Raw genomic sequence first — 15,491 nt, forward strand, 5'->3', positions numbered from 1 at the left:
GGATTGCGTTATGTTGGACCGACAAACGCTAGAAACGCTGGCATCAGAGCGAGATGTAGACGCATTAGGCATATCTAACGACATCTTACCCGATTCAGTTATCGCCCTACTGGGCTTTCAGCGAACCAAACAAATCAGCAAACAGGCCCGAGAAGCTTGGATGGCCGGAAATCGTGCCCCGTTAGTGGCCGAGGTCGTCGAGCGCCGCGGCGCAATCTTTAATGGTGCGTTGCTGGAAGTCTTCCGAGAGCACATCCCGTTGCGTCGCTATTTGGCCGAACGCAAAATCCGACCTAAGTCAATCGTCGACATTGGTTGCGGTCAAGCCTTGCCGACCCTTTTTCTGCTCCGCGATCATTCTCCTAAGCTTACATTGGTAGATATCGAACACACCGATGAGCAGTACCATTCTTGGGCCAGAAGTGGCAGCGGTTACAGCAGTCTGGCCCATGCCCGCGACCTTCTAGTGCACAACGGAGCTGACCCGCGCGAAGTCGAAACCCTGAATCCCCAAAGAAATCCTAACGACATGGCAAAGGTCAGCGGGGACTTGGTCACCAGCTTTTATTCATGCGGGTTCCACTACCCGGTAGATGACTATATTGACCTGATGGTCCAGACGATTGGTGGCGGCGGCAGCGTTTGCCTGGACCTGCGCAAACGATATTTGCGCCGCCGCCCAGCCCCGCTCGATCGGCTCCTGTCGGCGGGTCGAATGGTCACACTATATGAGGATCCGCGTTCGTACCGTGTGGTGGTTACTGGACTGTAGCGGGGCAACGCTGCTCCACTCATTCTACGCTTTCGCCCCCTTGCCTAACCCTTTGATCCGGATCACACTAACCCTCAAACCGTCATTCAAGAACGAGCTTTGAGGTTCCGAGCGTCCAAGACCCAATTTGAAAATCGGATATCCGAACGGGAGGACGACATGAAGACTTTGACCCTCGGGCTGGCCCTGACCCTGATGGCCTCGGCAGCCCCCGCGCAGCAGATGCTCAGCACCGCATCCCCCATCCCCGACGGCGCCGAGACCCGGTTCTGCTATTACGAAGGCATGGCCTATTCCGAGGACGCCTTTGTGCTGATGGTCGGTGACAACACCGTCACCAGCACGGTGAGCACGGTGCAGGAACGCCTGTTGCGTTGTTACCGCGAAAGCGACGGCGTGCTGCGTTGGCGGCCTCAGAGCACGTTTCAGGTCAGCAAATAAAGCCTGAACGGCCCCTAGCCCAGCTTCTGGTCCAGCCAGTCCGCAATCTGTGCGGCTGGCTTTTCCCAACCGGGCTCCATGAACAGAAAATGCGCGTGACCTTCTGCGGACAGAAAGGTCGCGCGGTCGCCATAGAGTTTCGCCAAGGAACGGCAGGTGTTGGGGTTCACCGCCCTGTCCTCCGAGCCTGAAACGATCAGAACCGGGCAGTCGACCTTGTCGATATCAACCTTCATCGCGTGGTGATCGTCGAACATCCAGAAAAACATCTCGAACATCACCCGCCCGCTTTCCGGGCCAAGCTGATCGAAGACCGCATGTTGCTGGGCTTCGGGCATTTTGTTCAATGCGAATGGGGCCATCAAGTCGAAGTCGACGCGCATGGGCTGCTTCCAGAACGCCCCGCCCTCCATCAAGGCGCGCGGCACGGCGCGTTCGTCATCGGTTTCCGGCAGGGTGCCCCAGGCCGCGTTCGGGTTGATCAACACGATGGCGCTGGCTAACCCGCGAGACGCAACCTGCTGGGCGACGACGCCCGCAATGGCATGCCCGAGGATCACGGGTTTGCTGTCCAACCCCTGGACGAATTCTGCAATGTCGTTGGCATAATCCAGCACGCTGGTGTCGGTCAGACCCGCATCGGGCTCGGCTGCAGGATCGCCGCCATGGAACCTCAGCGCCGGAGTGTGCACCGTCCAGCCACGGGCGCGGAAGAACTCCGCATAGTCCGCCATGCACCACGGCCCGGCAAACGCCCCGTGGATCAGCACAATCTCTTTGGTCATCACGTTCTCCCTCCGGTCCCTGACCCGAGTATGGGCATCCTGACACGCGTTACAACTGCACGTGATCGCTGTTGCGTGGGAAGCCTGGCCACTTAAACTCAGGTGCATGAGCTTCATCACCGACTATCAGCTGCCCCTGCTGTTGCTGTTCTTTCTGGCCGGATCGATTGGCACCGCGTTCCTGTTTCGCAAACCAGCGGGTCACCGGGCATGGAAGCTGGCCGACCTCGTGTGGGTCGTGTTGGGTGGGCTGGGCGCGCTGGTGGCGGTCATGGCGGGGCTCTACAAATCCGACAGCTCAAGGTTGGACAGGCAGATCGACGTTGCCTATGCGGCGACACTGGCCTTCGATCGCGACGCTGCGCGGTTCCGGCTGCGGTTCTGCGATCCGGCCTACGATCCGGACACGGCGGTTTTGTGCGACAAGGTCGAATTCCTGTCGGCCTCGACCGCCAGCAACGCCGACCTGCCGCTGTTCATCGCCGTCACCAACGAAGTTGCGCCGCTGCAGGGCCTGAACTTCATCTTAGGCGCACGGTCCCGAGGCCAGATGGATGACATTCAGGACATGGCCGCCAAGGCCGATGCCTTCGACATCGAGCAATTCCTAGTATTCACCACGCTGGACGAAGAAACGCAGACCGCTATCGACAACATGCGGCGGAAAGTGCCGGCAATCGCCGGAGACTATATGATCCTCGCGCAAAGCTATGATGATTTGATCGCTCAGGTCGCCAAACTGAAAGGAGAGTGGGAGTACCTCCAGGAAAACGCCCACATTCTCGTGCTACAGATCATCGCGCTGTGTCTTGTCAGCTTTGCGGCACCATTCCGGTTGGGCAAATCTGTTGTCGAGTTGCGGTCCAACCTCATCGCCGAGCCGACGGCGCGGAAGCCAACCTCCGAAGCACCTGCGACCGAGGTTACCGCGGTGGCACCTCAGGACGCGTCCGACCACGGCGCCCGGCGCCTGTAATGGCACGCGCCCGCAATAGTGTCGCGCGCGGCAGAGAGCGCATGAGCGCCCCCTCCTTCCCCGGTTGATCCGGATATCCACCGGCGGCCTTGTACAATTGCGCCGGCAGCAGCAGGCCCTGATCAACAGACGCCAATCCAAAGACCCGGCTGCGCAGATTGGCCCAGCCTGCCGTCAAACTCGGGCTCAGGCCTGAGGACCGGAACCCAAGGCGGAACACACCCGGACGCCGCGTTACAAGGTGCTCGGCCACCGCGTCGGTCCACCCCGGCTCAAGCTCGGTCCCCGGAAGGATGATCAGCAACCAGTCGCCCACTGCGGCGTCGCATCCCACGCGCAGCTGCGCGGTACGGGACCCGGCCCCGGCAACGATCCGGGCACCTGCTTCATCGGCAATACGCAACGTATGATCGGTCGACCCTCCATCGGCGATGACAAGTTCGCGGATCAGACCGGCGTGCAGACCTTCCATCAGGGTCATCAGCGTGCGCGCGAGTTCGGTTTGGGAATCGAATGTCGGAATCACGATACTGATCGGGGCGGACACGTTCGAAACCTCTGGTCTTGGCAACGGGTTCGCTTATATCACCGCTCTCAGGGCAATGACGAGGACCCAAAAATGAGCACCCGCCGCATTTTGCGCCTGACCGGCACGGATACCGACAGCTTCTTGCAAGGTCTGGTCACCAATGACACCCGCAAGCTGGACGATGGTCTTGTCTACGCGGCCATCCTGACCCCGCAAGGCAAATACCTCACCGATTTCTTTCTGAAACGCGATGGCGACTCGGTACTGCTGGACGTGGCTGAGTGGATGGCGGATGCACTGATCAAGCGGCTGAACATGTACAAGCTGCGGGCGGACGTGCGTATCGAGGAAACCAACTTGCACCTGCAACGCGGAACCGGGCCCGCACCCGAAGGCGCCCTGCCCGATCCTCGTCACCCCGATATGGGCTGGCGCGCATATTCTGACGCTCCCGAAGCCGATGATGGAACGGATTGGGACGCAATTCGGGTGCGTTATTGCATCCCGGAAACCGGGATCGAGCTGACACCGGACACTTATATCCTCGAGGCCGGTTTCGAGCCGCTCAACGGCGTTGATTTCAAAAAGGGTTGCTATGTCGGGCAAGAGGTAACCGCTCGCATGAAGCACAAGACCCAGTTGCGCAAGGGGCTGCGGGTTGTCGCCATCGACGGCGCGGCTCCGGTCGGCTCCGAAATCCTCTCGGCGGGAAAGCCAGCTGGTACGCTGTTCACGCAATCGAACGGACAGGCCATCGCCTATCTGCGCCTTGATCGGGCGGGCGACGACATGCAGGCCGGAGACGCCCGGCTGCGTCTGCTGGATTGAGCCTGTTGCCCAACCGGCACGACCACTAACCGGGCTGCTTTGCAAACGTTTTATCCGGGCCGGCCACACGGTAAGACTTGAGGCACTTGGCTGATCGGGTGCCTGCATGCTCCAACTGTATTCAGCCATCTGGCGCGCCAGCGCCGGACGGCAAGTCATACTGATCCTGTTGTCCTTGTCGGTCGCGGCTCTTGCCGCGGCCCCGTTGGAGTTTCAACGGGACATCATCAACCATCTGACCTCGGACAATATCGAGGCGCCTCATCTCCTGCTGCTGGGTGCCGGCATGATGGGGGTGATCCTGCTGAGCCTCGCCCTGAAATGGGTGTTGGGATATCGCGCGGGGACATTGGGCGAAGACATGATCCGTCGCATTCGCCAGCTTTTGCTGGCCCGCACCGTGGACGTGGACGAGTCGGGCGAGAATGTCCGCAAGGGAACCATGACGACGGCCATCTCTGCCGAAGCCGAAGAGCTGGGCAAATTCGCAGGAGGCGCATTCTCGGACCCGGTCGTACAGATCGGAACCTTGGTCAGCGTGATTGGCTACATCTCGTCGACGCAACCCTGGCTGGGACTGATTGCCCTTTCGATGATCGCACCGCAGATCCTTATCGTTCTCGTCTCGCAGAGAAAGGTGAACGTGTTCGTGGCGGACCGCGTCCGCATATTGCGAAGCGCGACCGACCATCTGACGATCGAAAACATCGAGGCCGTGACTCAAGAGGTGCACGACCAGTTCGACGCGATCTACGACACCCGGCGGCGGATGTTCCTGTGGAAATTGTCGGCCAAGTTTCTGCTGAGCGTGATCAACGGTGCAGGCACCGTCGGTGTTCTGATGCTGGGCGGATGGCTGGTTCTGCAAGGAGAAACCGACGTGGGAACCGTGGTCGCCGCGACCAGCGGTCTGGCCCGGATCCAAGGGCCGACCGGGTTTCTCATCGCTTTTTACCGACAGGTCAGCGCCAATCGCATCAAGTTCGAGCTGTTGCTGGAACTGTTCGGCCCGGACCGCGCCCGCTACCGCCGGGGCGGGGTCGCCTCGCAAGAAAATAACCGCGCCGAATAGCGGCGCGGTTTCTTGGTCTTTCTCCGAGTATGACGCGACGTTACGCGCGCTCGGAATATTCCATTGTCTCGGTGTTCACGACGATCATCTCGTCCTGCGCGATGAACGGCGGCACCATGACTTTGACCCCGTTGTCCAGAACCGCCGGCTTGAACGAGTTCGCCGCAGTCTGACCTTTGACGACCGGTTCGGTCTCGACGACCTTGCAGACGACTTTCTGAGGCAGCGTCGCGTTCAGCGCCTCGCTTTCATAGAATTCGACCACGATGGTCATTCCGTCCTGAAGGAACGGACGACGGTCACCCAGCAAATCTGCAGGCAATTCAATCTGTTCATAGGTCTCGGCATCCATGAATACCAGCATCCCGTCGCTTTCATACAGGAACTGCTGGTCTTTCTGCTCCAACCGAACACGCTCGACCTTGTCCGCGGAACGGAACCGCTCGTTCAGTTTCGAGCCGTTGCGCAGGTTCCGCAATTCTACCTGTGCAAAGGCACCGCCTTTGCCCGGTTTGACGTGATCGACCTTGACCGCCGCCCACAGACCGCCGTTATGCTCAAGCACATTGCCCGGGCGAATTTCGTTCCCATTGATCTTGGGCATGACATATTTCCTTCACACATGGTTGATGCGTCAGTTGTCGTCCCTATATCTGGCGGGACCGATCCATGCAATACAACGAAACCTAGTGCTGCACCTGCAGAGAGCCATGCAAATGACGCAACGCAACTATGCAAATTAGGTGTATCCGAATCGCACTAAATAGGTCATAAGGACCGCCACGCCGAAAATTACAAGAGCAAGAACAACAAGGAAAACGAGATGAGAGATTTCGTTGACGGCACCGCCTTTAACAATGAGCAAGGCAACCGTGCCCGCAAACTTTTCGCGGCCGTTGTGCTGGCTGCACTCGATGATGCCATCGCCGATGACAAGAAATACGGCAATGGCCCGGAACAAATCGCCCGCTGGGCACGCTCGCGCGATGGTCGCGAAGTGCTGTCCTGCGCTGGCATCGACCCGAACGAACGGGTTGTCCACGGACTGATGGAGTTCGTTGGCCGTGGCGTGCGTACGTCCGTCGCCCTGTCGCGCGAAGAAAGCGAACGCCGCAACGCTGCACAGCAGGCCGAAGCCGCCTAAGGCTTTGCCCGACCCAAAAACGCGCGCCGGTACTTTCGGCGCGCTTTTTTTTGCCCTGTACGCAGCGGAATAGTCGCATTCGTCGTGCAAATGGCCCGATCCACGCTTTCGTCGGCTGAATAAATGCGGTCATCTGCCAACATCCGCAGGAGGCTCAGATGGTTCGCGCGATCATGATTCAGGGAACCGGCAGCAACGTCGGCAAGTCGATGCTTGTGGCCGGGCTGGCCCGGGCCTTTGCGCGGCGAGGGTTGAAGGTTGCCCCTTTCAAACCGCAGAACATGTCCAACAACGCCGCAGTGGCGGCAAACGGAGGCGAGATTGGCCGCGCCCAGGCGCTGCAGGCCCGGGCGGCGGGGCGCCCGCCGCATACGGACATGAATCCAATCCTTCTGAAGCCGGAAACCGATACCGGTGCGCAAGTGATCGTTCAGGGCAAGCGGGCGGGAACGATGCGGGCCAAGGACTATCGCAAGGACAAATCCAAGCTTCTGAACGCTGCGCTCGAGAGCTTTGCTAGACTTTGCCAAGATGCCGACCTTGTGCTGGTCGAGGGCGCCGGCAGTCCGGCCGAGACCAACCTGCGGGCAGGCGACATCGCCAACATGGGCTTTGCCTGCGCCGCGAATGTGCCCGTCATACTGGTGGGAGACATTCACCGGGGCGGTGTCATAGCGCAGATCGTCGGCACCCACACAGTGCTGGAAAGTGCCGATCTAGCAATGATCCGCGGCTTTGCAGTCAATCGCTTCAAGGGAGACGTAAGCCTGTTTGATGACGGGCGCGACGACATTGCGGCACGCACCGGATGGCCTTGCCTGGGCGTCGTTCCCTGGTTTGACGACGCCTGGAAACTGCCGGCCGAAGACATGATGGATATCCGCTCGCACGCAGGCGGCACCTGCAAGGTTGCAGTACCGCAGTTGGAGCGCATGGCGAATTTTGACGATTTGGACCCGCTGTCTGCCGAGCCGGGTGTTTCGGTCGAGATCATTCCGGCTGGCCGCCCCCTTCCCGGTGACGCGGATCTGGTGATTCTGCCGGGCAGCAAATCAACGATCGGAGATTTGACCTTCTTCCGCAAACAGGGTTGGGACATCGACCTGTATGCCCATGTACGGCGGGGCGGCCATGTTCTTGGCCTCTGCGGCGGGTATCAGATGCTGGGCCGGGTGATCGCTGACCCCGACGGAGTGGACGGCAGACCCGGCGGCGTCGATGGGCTGGGTTTGCTGGACGTGGAAACGGTTATGTCCGGGGAAAAACGGGTCGAACTGCAATCAGCGCAGGCCTTGCCCGGCGGCGAGCCTGTCACCGGCTACGAAATCCACATGGGGCGCACCCAAGGTCCGGATACTGCCCGCGCATGGTTGCAGGTGGAAGGGCGCCCGGAAGGCGCCGCATCGAGAGACGGGCGCGTTCTGGGAAGCTACCTGCACGGCATTTTCGCGTCAGACGCCTTCCGCGCGTCGTATCTGCAGCGGTTTGGCGCCAGGTCGGAACTGGCATACGAAGACAGTGTTGAGCAAACGTTGGAGGCGTTGGCCGATCACCTTGAACAGCATATGGACCTTGATGCCCTGCTGTCACTGGCAGCCGAGCCTCGGTTCGGCTGAGCGTCAATCCAAATTCTGAGCGGCCAAAGCGCGGTTGATCTCGCGCCGCACCAGCTTGCGAATGTTGCGGGTGATACGTTCACCCAGCGCGCCCTGCAGTTCCTGACGGACGATGTCTGCGATCAACTCGCGCAATTCCTCTTCATCCATCGTGCCGGTCGCCATCGCCGGCGTTTCCTGATCCAGCTTTACCTCGGCCTCAGAGGCATCCCGGTTGTCCCGGATAAACGTGGCAGGCGTTGATTCCTCGTCGCTGTCAGCGTCCATCTCCGCCTCAGACTCAGGCGCATCCTTTGATGCCGAAAACCCGGTGTCCGTGGCCCAACTGACCGTGTCGGTGCGCGTGCCGGAATAGGCGTCGTCGCTTTCACCGTCAGGCTCCCACTGATCTTCGGTCCGCGCAATCGCAGCCTCAAGAGCCGCGATCTTGGCGCTCAGGCTGCCGGCCAGATCCCTGCGGCCTTCGCGATCATTCGAAGACTCGCCGCCAATGTCGTTGATTGCCGGGGTTCCGGGACGAACGATATCGCAAGACCGCAACCGCATAGGTTGTGACAGGTCGTTGGCCGGGCGCATAGCCTCGACATTCGCAGCATGCTGCGAGGCCGCCTCAGCCGAGATCTTTTGGGCCAGCTTCAAAGGTGCTTTTGGATCCTCGGCCGGTGTGCCAACCCGCAGGGCATCCGTCAAAACCAGGCGTCCCGGCTTGCGGGCCGCAGTCGCTTTGATCAGGTTCGGGACCTTGCGCCCTTCTTCGCTGACCAAACGCTTGATCGACGACAATACGTCTTCGACACCTGCTTTGACACTGCTATCCGTCATTGTTCTCTACCGCTCTGACCTTTTGGACCAGTGTATCCAATCCGGTCGAACCTAACAACAGATAGTGTGGCTGATCACTCGCGCCGCAAAGCTTTGAGAACTCGATCCAGGTCGCGGCTTTGCTTGCTGATCTGTGCTGGCGCCTTTTTGACCAGGTTGTAGTAGAGCGTCGGGTCGTAAATCTGTACCGCCAATCCAAGACGCTCGGCAGTCAACAGACCTTGTGCCTGCAACAACTGATAGGCAGCCAAAGACCGCTCCGTCCGCGAGGCAACTTCGGCCAATTGTGCGTCCAGCAAATCCTGCTGAGCGGTCAGAACGTCCAGCGTGGTCCGAGCCCCCAGCGTGGCCTCTTCGCGAATCCCGTCAAAGGCGACCTGCGATGCGCGTACCCGTTCGACGGATGCTCGCAGGCTGGCCGTGGCCGTTTCAAAGCGCACATAGGCGTCCGTCACACCCTGAGTGATGTCTTTCTGCACATTCAGAAGGTTGGCGCGCGATGCGTCCCGCTGAGCCATTGCTCGGCGCACGTTAGCCGCCAATCGACCACCGGCATAGATGGGCTGATTGAAATTCAACGAGATGGACGCATCGTTGGTATAGTCGTCGTTGTCATAGCTTTCCGTTATCCCCGCGTCCGCGTTCAGGCTGACATTCGGACCAAGGCCCGCGCGCTGCTGCTGCACGGTCAGATCCAAGGCACGCACCTGATGCTGCGCCGAAAGGATTGCCGGATGGTTTCTTTGTGCCAGGCTGATGGCCTCGGCCAATGAACCGGGTAGCTTCGGCAGACGCGGCTGGCCCGCTGTACGGCCAGGCTGTTTGCCGACGGCATTCACGTATTCCGCTTGAGCGGTGCTCAGGTCGCCTCGCGCATCGGCCAGATCAGCCTGCGAGCTTGCCAACTGCGCTTCGGACAGCGCGACGTCGGTCCGGGTGACCTCACCGACTTCAAAACGGTCCTGCGTGGCCCGCAGTTCCTCGCCCGAGAGATTGACGTTGTTCTGGCGAATTTGAACCGTTTCTTCCTGCAGCAGAACACTCAGATAAGCCGTCGTTGCGCGGAACAGAACCTGTTGCTCAATGTCGATCAATGCCTGGCGGGTTGCCAGAACTGTTTCCTGAGCCGACTGTTTCCCGAGAATCGATGCACCGCCGTCATAGACCAGCTGGCTCAGCGTTAACCCCGAGAAGAAGCGCGATGGTTCGACCGTCGACACCACAGTTCCGGCGCGGGTCTTGGCGTAATCCTGGCTGACACGGACGGTCCAGTTGATGATCGGGCGCAGGGCCGACAACGCGATTGCAACGTCTTCGTCGGCTGCGCGCAGCAAGGCGCGGTTCTGTTCCAACAGCCCGCTTGTGTTGTATGCACCGATGAACGCGTCGGTCAGATTGTCCGCCAAAACCGAGCGCCCCGGCATCACGCTCAGCGCGATTCCCGCCGTCAGAGCGACTGCCTTGACCAGCTTCCCTCCAGCCGTTCCAAGCATACCCAAATCCTCTCAAATCAAAATAACGCAAGCCCGCAGGCAGTTTGCGCCTTTGTTTTCAACTAATCAAGGGACCGCGGAAAACCGCTGATCGACTATAGCGAAAATGCACACTCGGCCGAAAACGCCGGCAGTACCGGGGCGTTTGCGTTGAAGCCATGACGCCAAGTCACCCGCCCATCGGACTTTCGACCAATGCGAACGGTGCCCAGATTGCCTTCGACGAACAGGCAGGCGATGCGGCCATGATCTTTCAGTTGATCGAGCAGGGCATCGGGCAGACGTTCCACACCGCCCTGGATGATGATGACATCATAAGGGCCATGCTCGGCAGCCCCCTGCTCCAAAGGTCCGACATGAATGATCGCGTTGTCGATATCCGCCTCCATCAGGCGGGACTGCGCGTCGGCTGCGTTGGCCTCGTCATCCTCGACGCCCACCACAAGCTGCGCCATGTTCGCGGCCACGGCGGTCGAGTATCCGAACGCTGGGGCGATATCCAGAACCACCTCGTCATTCGAAATATTCAATGCATCCAGCATCTTCGCCAGAGTCCTCGGCTCCAGCAGGCAGCGCCCGTTTCCCAGGTCGATCAGGTCGCCAGCATAGGCCACTTCGCGACTGGCATCCGGCACGAAGTTCTCGCGCTGGACCTTCAGCATTGAATCGATGATCGGGAATTTGGTGACATCAGAGGGCCTGATCTGAGTGTCTACCATCGTGTGGCGTCGGGCTGCGAAATCCGTCATGTGACCGCTCGTATATTTCCCATGGTTGCTCGGCTTTTGCCACATCCGATCCCGCCCGGCAACGGCCAGCCCGGCAAAAATTGCAGGCCGCGACAAAAGTTGCCACAGCGTTGACCGACCATCCATCGCCGTGGCCGGCGGAAATTTCAGCAACCCTCTGGACGTTGTTCTGGAAAGCTGCTAGAACCGCGTCTGCACCACGTCAAGTAATTGAAATTGCTTGAAAAGGCGAGTTGGCGGAGTGGTGACGCAGCGGATTGCAAATCCGTGTACACCGGTTCGATTCCGGTACTCGCCTCCAACTTTTTAGCCTCGCACTGCATCGCTGCTCTCTGATCCTAATAATAGTCGACTGGAACAGTTTGTTGATACGAAACGCCAAAATACGTGCGGAGATGGTTAGCGCAGCCGAGCTAACCAGTAACTATCGGGCAAGGATTTAGTCCGTGCTGGGGCACCGCCTACGCACTCGACCCACGCAAAACACACCCGGAAAGGGCGTGCCTCTTACTGACCGTCGGCTCAGACCGCGCTTCTACCTTGCGGAATCACCTCGTACCCCGGCTCTTCCGGTTCATCGTCCTGCATCTCGGCCGGAAAACCGGGCGCGGTAATGCTCAGCCCGGTTGCATCCTCGAGCCGCCGAATGATGTTGGGCGACAGCTCGCGCTCGCCATAGCGGGCGATGGCGTCGTCGAATATCTTGATCATCAGGGGGTTCATCTCCAACGGCACGCCGGCGCGGTCGGCGACCTCCTGGAATAGGCCGATATCCTTTTTCACCAGGTCCATGGTGAAGGAAATATCGCGCGAGCCGTTCAGGATCACCTGGCTTTCGGTCTCATGCACGAAGGACGTGCCGGACGAGATCTTGATCGCCTCGTAGGTCGTGTTCAGGTCCATCCCGGCGGCCTTGGCGGTCACCAGCGCCTCGGCGCAGGTGATCAGGTTGGCAGTGGCCAGATAGTTGGTCAGCACCTTCAGAACCGAGGCCGTGCCCAGATCGCCGGTATGCAGAATGCGCCGGCCCATCGTCGTCAGGAACGGCAGGATCCGCTCGAACGTGGCCCGGTCGCAGCCCGCGAAGATCGAGATATTGCCCGTGGCCGCCCGGTGGCACCCGCCCGAAACCGGGCAGTCCACCGCCGCCCCGCCGCGTTCGATCACCATGGCCCCCAGGCGTTTGACCTCGGCCTCGTCGGTGGTGGACATCTCCATCCAGATCTTGCCGTGGGTCACCTCGGGCAGCATCTGCTGCATCACCGCGTCCGAGGCAGCGGGCGATGGCAGGCAGGTGATGACCGCATCGCAGTCGCGCATCATCTGGGCCGGGCTTTCGCCGGCCTTGGCTCCCTTGGTCGCGAATTCAGCAACAAGATCGGGGTTCAGGTCATACACCGTCAGGTCGACACCGTTGCGCAGCAGCGACCCCGACAGCTTGCCCCCCACATTGCCCAAACCGATGAACCCGACCTTCATGTTCTGCCCTCCTGCAGGCGCAATTTCGTTAGCCCGAGTATTTCCGTTGCCCACCGACAAAAGAAACGAATAAAAAGTCAGTTTAGATGTAAAATATTTTGGTGCTGAATGGACCGCCTGCCCAATCCGGCCTGGCTGCGCAGCTTCGAGGCCGCTGCCCGCCACCTGAATTTCACAACCGCCGCGCAGGAACTGGGCCTGACGCAAACGGCGGTGTCGCTGCATATCCGCTCGCTCGAGGCGGACCTCGGGCAGCCGCTTTTTGCCCGCAACGCGCGACACCTGTCGCTGACCGAGCTGGGCCAGTCCTATGCGCTGACCGTGCGCCGGGCGTTGTCGGATATCGCGCTATCCACCAACAGCTTGTTCGGCCCCGCCTCGCGACAGGCGCTGACCATCCGGGCGGCGATATCGTCGATGACCTACTGGATCGCGGCCGAGCTGCCCGCGTTCAGCGCGCAGCACCCCGAGATCCCGGTGCGGCTGGTGTCGCATATCTGGAACGACTCGGCCGCGCCTGCCGATGTGGACGTGGAAATCCGGCTGGGCTATGGCGACTGGCCCGGTGTTGCGGCCGAACGGCTGTGCTCGGAACGATTGGTGCCCGTCTGCCGGGCGCAGGACCCGGCGCCAGACCTGCGCAACGGCCCGTTGATCCACATTCTGGGGTACGAGGACAACTGGGCGCGGTACTTCGAGGCCACGGGCACCGACCTGCCCGACCGCCCCGCGCGCCATTCGGCGGATACGACCGTCACGGCGCTGCAACTGGTGACGGCCGGCGCGGGCTACGCCACCGTTCTGGAGCGGTTCGCGCTCAACGCCATCGCCCAGGGCGCGCCGATCCGGGTTGCGGGGCCGGCGATTCCCTTTACCCAGTCGCACTACCTGATCCGCAGCGTCAGCGCGGCGCCTCCGTCCATCCCCGCCCAGTTGTTCCTCGCGTGGTTGCGCGACCGATTGGCCGGTGATGCCGCGGATTGACCCCGGCAAGTCGCTTTTTCGATCCGACGCAAAGCACTTGCCCCTGCGCGCTTGACAACCCCCCTGCCCGTACCGCATGTCGCTTGCGTTGGTGTCTGTGCAAACAGATGAAAAGGGAATGCGTCAGCGGTTTTCCGTCAAACGCAGCCGCCCCCGCGACCGTGACCGGAGAGGGTGCCCAAATGCCACTGGCCGCAGGCCGGGAAGGCGGGACATCCGACAGAGCGACGCTCTGACATCCGCAAGCCGGGAGACCTGCCAACGCCCGAAGACAAACCGGACGGGGTGTTCCGGTGTCGGGCCCATGTCCGCAACGTGGCCCGCGCATACCCCGTCCCCCGACAACCGAGTGATGGGGATGAGAGACGTGACCGAGACCACACCAGTCGAGCTGCTGGTCTGCACCACCTGCCGACGCGGGCTGCCCATCGAGGACGACGCCCAGCGCCCCGGCACGCTGCTGCACAAGGCGCTGGCCGCCGCCGACCTGCCCGAAGGCATCACTCTGAAGCCGGTCGAATGCCTGTCGAACTGCGACCAGGGCTGCTCGATCGTTCTGCGCGGCGGGCCGTCGCGCTGGACCTTCGTCTATGAAAACCTGAACGAATCCGACCATGTCGAGATCATCGTCGAAGGCGCCACCAAATATCTGGCCGCGGATGATGGCCTTGTGAAATGGCGCGACCGCCCTGAACATTTCCGCAAGAACTGCGCCGCCCGCATTCCCCCGATTGGAGCCTGAGCATGAGCACCCTCGAAAAACTTCCCGTCACCGTCATCACCGGCTTTCTCGGCTCGGGCAAGACCACGCTGATCCGCCATCTGATGCAAAACCCGCAGGGCAAGCGGCTGGCCGTGGTGGTCAACGAATTCGGCGACGTGGGCGTCGATGGCGAAATCCTGAAAAGCTGCGCGATCCCCGACTGCCCGGCGGAAAACATCATGGAACTGGCCAATGGCTGCATCTGCTGCACCGTGGCCGATGACTTCATCCCCACGATCGAGGCGCTGATGGCGCTCGACCCGCGCCCCGATCACATCCTGATCGAAACCAGCGGTCTGGCCCTGCCGAAACCGCTGCTCAAGGCGTTCGACTGGCCCGACATCCGTTCCAAGATCACCGTGGACGGCGTGATCGCTCTGGCCGATGCCGAGGCCGTGGCCGCAGGCCGCTTCGCCCCGAATGTCGCGGCGGTGGATGCCCAGCGCATGGCCGATGACTCGATCGACCACGAAACGCCCCTGTCCGAGGTGTTCGAGGATCAGATCTCGTGCGCCGACATCATCCTGCTGACCAAGCCTGACCTGGCCGGCCCCGAAGGCGTGGCCAAGGCGCGCGAGATCATCGCCGCCGAGGCGCCCCGCCCCCTGCCCGTGGTCGAAGTGGCCGAGGGTGCGGTGGACGTGCGCGTGGTGCTGGGGCTGGAGGCCGCAGCCGAAGACGACATGGACGCCCGCCCCTCGCATCACGATGGCCATGACGACCACGAACATGACGATTTCGAAAGCATTGTGGTCGAGCTGCCAGAACAGACCGACCCGGCGCAGCTGGTCGCCAATATCGAGCGTCTGGCGAACGAGCTGAACATCCTGCGGGTCAAGGGCTATGCCGCCGTTCAGGGCAAGCCGATGCGCCTGCTGGTCCAGGCGGTCGGCGCGCGGGTGCGGCACCAGTATGACCGCCCGTGGAAACCCGAGGAAGAGCGCCGCTCGCGCCTTGTGGTCATCGCCGAGCATGACGACATCGACGCAGCCGCGATCCGCGGCATCCTGACGGGCGTCACCGAGGCCGCCGAGTAAG

Annotated in this window: 17 protein-coding genes, 1 tRNA gene and 1 riboswitch; of the genes, 11 read left to right on the forward strand and 7 right to left on the reverse strand. The window is 61.1% G+C overall.

Annotation, left to right across the window (positions count from 1 at the left end; all coding sequences use genetic code 11):
* Positions 1-10: 10 nt before the first annotated feature.
* Complete coding sequence (locus ACR0IR_RS08910; protein ID WP_170363085.1) at positions 11-772, forward strand: hypothetical protein; 762 nt, start codon at positions 11-13, stop codon at positions 770-772.
* A 159-nt stretch (positions 773-931) separates the two neighbouring features.
* Positions 932-1,213 (forward strand): DUF1496 domain-containing protein, encoded by a 282-nt coding sequence (locus tag ACR0IR_RS08915; protein ID WP_170338238.1) that lies wholly within the window; start codon positions 932-934, stop codon positions 1,211-1,213.
* Positions 1,214-1,227: 14 nt separating this feature from the next.
* On the opposite strand, the gene ACR0IR_RS08920 is transcribed toward ACR0IR_RS08915, so the two are convergent.
* A complete protein-coding gene (locus ACR0IR_RS08920; RefSeq protein ID WP_170363084.1) occupies positions 1,228-1,998 on the reverse strand; it encodes an alpha/beta hydrolase in 771 nt (256 codons plus the stop codon).
* A gap of 106 nt (positions 1,999-2,104) precedes the next feature.
* On the opposite strand from ACR0IR_RS08920, the gene ACR0IR_RS08925 reads away from it, so the two are divergent.
* Complete coding sequence (locus tag ACR0IR_RS08925) at positions 2,105-2,974, forward strand: hypothetical protein (RefSeq protein WP_170363083.1); 870 nt, start codon at positions 2,105-2,107, stop codon at positions 2,972-2,974.
* Here ACR0IR_RS08925 and ACR0IR_RS08930 read toward each other — a convergent pair.
* A complete protein-coding gene (locus ACR0IR_RS08930) occupies positions 2,922-3,521 on the reverse strand; it encodes a glycosyltransferase (protein ID WP_367647642.1) in 600 nt (199 codons plus the stop codon). The two genes, ACR0IR_RS08925 and ACR0IR_RS08930, sit on opposite strands and share 53 nt — an antisense overlap.
* Positions 3,522-3,593: 72 nt before the next feature.
* On the opposite strand from ACR0IR_RS08930, the gene ygfZ reads away from it, so the two are divergent.
* Together ygfZ and ACR0IR_RS08940 are read left to right on the forward strand one after the other, a co-directional pair.
* A complete protein-coding gene (gene ygfZ, locus ACR0IR_RS08935) occupies positions 3,594-4,331 on the forward strand; it encodes a CAF17-like 4Fe-4S cluster assembly/insertion protein YgfZ (protein ID WP_170363082.1) in 738 nt (245 codons plus the stop codon).
* Positions 4,332-4,437: 106 nt separating this feature from the next.
* Positions 4,438-5,403 carry an ABC transporter transmembrane domain-containing protein gene (locus ACR0IR_RS08940; RefSeq protein ID WP_170363081.1) on the forward strand — a complete coding sequence of 322 codons (966 nt, stop codon included), beginning with the start codon at positions 4,438-4,440 and terminating at the stop codon, positions 5,401-5,403.
* Positions 5,404-5,443: 40 nt separating this feature from the next.
* On the opposite strand, the gene efp is transcribed toward ACR0IR_RS08940, so the two are convergent.
* Positions 5,444-6,007, reverse strand: coding sequence for an elongation factor P (gene efp, locus ACR0IR_RS08945; protein ID WP_093962584.1), 564 nt, complete (start codon positions 6,005-6,007; stop codon positions 5,444-5,446).
* Positions 6,008-6,226: 219 nt separating this feature from the next.
* Here efp and ACR0IR_RS08950 point away from each other — a divergent pair, with 219 nt between their 5' ends.
* Both ACR0IR_RS08950 and ACR0IR_RS08955 read left to right on the forward strand, forming a co-directional pair.
* A complete protein-coding gene (locus ACR0IR_RS08950; RefSeq protein WP_093962585.1) occupies positions 6,227-6,547 on the forward strand; it encodes a DUF6280 family protein in 321 nt (106 codons plus the stop codon).
* Between the two features lie 158 nt (positions 6,548-6,705).
* A complete protein-coding gene (locus tag ACR0IR_RS08955) occupies positions 6,706-8,163 on the forward strand; it encodes a cobyric acid synthase (protein ID WP_170363080.1) in 1,458 nt (485 codons plus the stop codon).
* 3 nt (positions 8,164-8,166) lie between these two features.
* Here ACR0IR_RS08955 and ACR0IR_RS08960 read toward each other — a convergent pair whose 3' ends face one another.
* The 3 genes from ACR0IR_RS08960 to ACR0IR_RS08970 all read right to left on the reverse strand — a co-directional run bounded on the left by ACR0IR_RS08960 (position 8,167) and on the right by ACR0IR_RS08970 (position 11,227).
* Entirely contained in the window at positions 8,167-8,985 is an 819-nt protein-coding gene (locus ACR0IR_RS08960; RefSeq protein WP_170363079.1) for a hypothetical protein, read from the reverse strand.
* Positions 8,986-9,059: 74 nt separating this feature from the next.
* Positions 9,060-10,478 carry a TolC family outer membrane protein gene (locus ACR0IR_RS08965; RefSeq protein WP_170338225.1) on the reverse strand — a complete coding sequence of 473 codons (1,419 nt, stop codon included), beginning with the start codon at positions 10,476-10,478 and terminating at the stop codon, positions 9,060-9,062.
* A 95-nt stretch (positions 10,479-10,573) separates the two neighbouring features.
* Positions 10,574-11,227, reverse strand: a complete 654-nt coding sequence (locus ACR0IR_RS08970) for a protein-L-isoaspartate O-methyltransferase family protein (protein WP_170338223.1) — start codon at positions 11,225-11,227, stop codon at positions 10,574-10,576.
* Between the two features lie 227 nt (positions 11,228-11,454).
* Between ACR0IR_RS08970 and ACR0IR_RS08975 the strand changes: the two genes are divergently transcribed.
* Positions 11,455-11,528: transfer RNA gene (locus ACR0IR_RS08975), tRNA-Cys, on the forward strand.
* A gap of 221 nt (positions 11,529-11,749) precedes the next feature.
* Here ACR0IR_RS08975 and ACR0IR_RS08980 read toward each other — a convergent pair.
* Entirely contained in the window at positions 11,750-12,706 is a 957-nt protein-coding gene (locus tag ACR0IR_RS08980; protein ID WP_170363078.1) for an NAD(P)-dependent oxidoreductase, read from the reverse strand.
* A gap of 108 nt (positions 12,707-12,814) precedes the next feature.
* Between ACR0IR_RS08980 and ACR0IR_RS08985 the strand changes: the two genes are divergently transcribed.
* The 3 genes from ACR0IR_RS08985 to cobW all read left to right on the forward strand — a co-directional run bounded on the left by ACR0IR_RS08985 (position 12,815) and on the right by cobW (position 15,490).
* Positions 12,815-13,690 (forward strand): LysR family transcriptional regulator, encoded by an 876-nt coding sequence (locus ACR0IR_RS08985; RefSeq protein WP_170363077.1) that lies wholly within the window; start codon positions 12,815-12,817, stop codon positions 13,688-13,690.
* A 72-nt stretch (positions 13,691-13,762) separates the two neighbouring features.
* Positions 13,763-13,967: riboswitch (cobalamin riboswitch) on the forward strand.
* A gap of 81 nt (positions 13,968-14,048) precedes the next feature.
* Complete coding sequence (locus ACR0IR_RS08990; protein WP_093962591.1) at positions 14,049-14,432, forward strand: DUF1636 family protein; 384 nt, start codon at positions 14,049-14,051, stop codon at positions 14,430-14,432.
* Between the two features lie 2 nt (positions 14,433-14,434).
* Entirely contained in the window at positions 14,435-15,490 is a 1,056-nt protein-coding gene (gene cobW / locus ACR0IR_RS08995; RefSeq protein WP_170363076.1) for a cobalamin biosynthesis protein CobW, read from the forward strand.
* Position 15,491 lies beyond the last annotated feature (1 nt).

Source organism: Ruegeria sp. CF2, assembly GCF_056537385.1.

Excerpts from the sequence above, each read along its gene's own strand:
- efp (WP_093962584.1), bottom strand. The coding sequence starts at position 6,007 with ATGCCCAAGATCAATGGGAACGAAATTCGCCCGGGCAATGTGCTTGAG.
- ACR0IR_RS08965 (WP_170338225.1), bottom strand. The coding sequence starts at position 10,478 with ATGCTTGGAACGGCTGGAGGGAAGCTGGTCAAGGCAGTCGCTCTGACG.
- ACR0IR_RS08940 (WP_170363081.1), top strand. The coding sequence starts at position 4,438 with ATGCTCCAACTGTATTCAGCCATCTGGCGCGCCAGCGCCGGACGGCAA.
- ACR0IR_RS08980 (WP_170363078.1), bottom strand. The coding sequence starts at position 12,706 with ATGAAGGTCGGGTTCATCGGTTTGGGCAATGTGGGGGGCAAGCTGTCG.
- ACR0IR_RS08955 (WP_170363080.1), top strand. The coding sequence starts at position 6,706 with ATGGTTCGCGCGATCATGATTCAGGGAACCGGCAGCAACGTCGGCAAG.
- ACR0IR_RS08960 (WP_170363079.1), bottom strand. The coding sequence starts at position 8,985 with ATGACGGATAGCAGTGTCAAAGCAGGTGTCGAAGACGTATTGTCGTCG.
- ACR0IR_RS08985 (WP_170363077.1), top strand. The coding sequence starts at position 12,815 with ATGGACCGCCTGCCCAATCCGGCCTGGCTGCGCAGCTTCGAGGCCGCT.
- ACR0IR_RS08915 (WP_170338238.1), top strand. The coding sequence starts at position 932 with ATGAAGACTTTGACCCTCGGGCTGGCCCTGACCCTGATGGCCTCGGCA.
- ACR0IR_RS08990 (WP_093962591.1), top strand. The coding sequence starts at position 14,049 with ATGAGAGACGTGACCGAGACCACACCAGTCGAGCTGCTGGTCTGCACC.
- ACR0IR_RS08920 (WP_170363084.1), bottom strand. The coding sequence starts at position 1,998 with ATGACCAAAGAGATTGTGCTGATCCACGGGGCGTTTGCCGGGCCGTGG.
- ygfZ (WP_170363082.1), top strand. The coding sequence starts at position 3,594 with ATGAGCACCCGCCGCATTTTGCGCCTGACCGGCACGGATACCGACAGC.
- ACR0IR_RS08925 (WP_170363083.1), top strand. The coding sequence starts at position 2,105 with ATGAGCTTCATCACCGACTATCAGCTGCCCCTGCTGTTGCTGTTCTTT.
- ACR0IR_RS08950 (WP_093962585.1), top strand. The coding sequence starts at position 6,227 with ATGAGAGATTTCGTTGACGGCACCGCCTTTAACAATGAGCAAGGCAAC.
- cobW (WP_170363076.1), top strand. The coding sequence starts at position 14,435 with ATGAGCACCCTCGAAAAACTTCCCGTCACCGTCATCACCGGCTTTCTC.
- ACR0IR_RS08970 (WP_170338223.1), bottom strand. The coding sequence starts at position 11,227 with ATGACGGATTTCGCAGCCCGACGCCACACGATGGTAGACACTCAGATC.
- ACR0IR_RS08910 (WP_170363085.1), top strand. The coding sequence starts at position 11 with ATGTTGGACCGACAAACGCTAGAAACGCTGGCATCAGAGCGAGATGTA.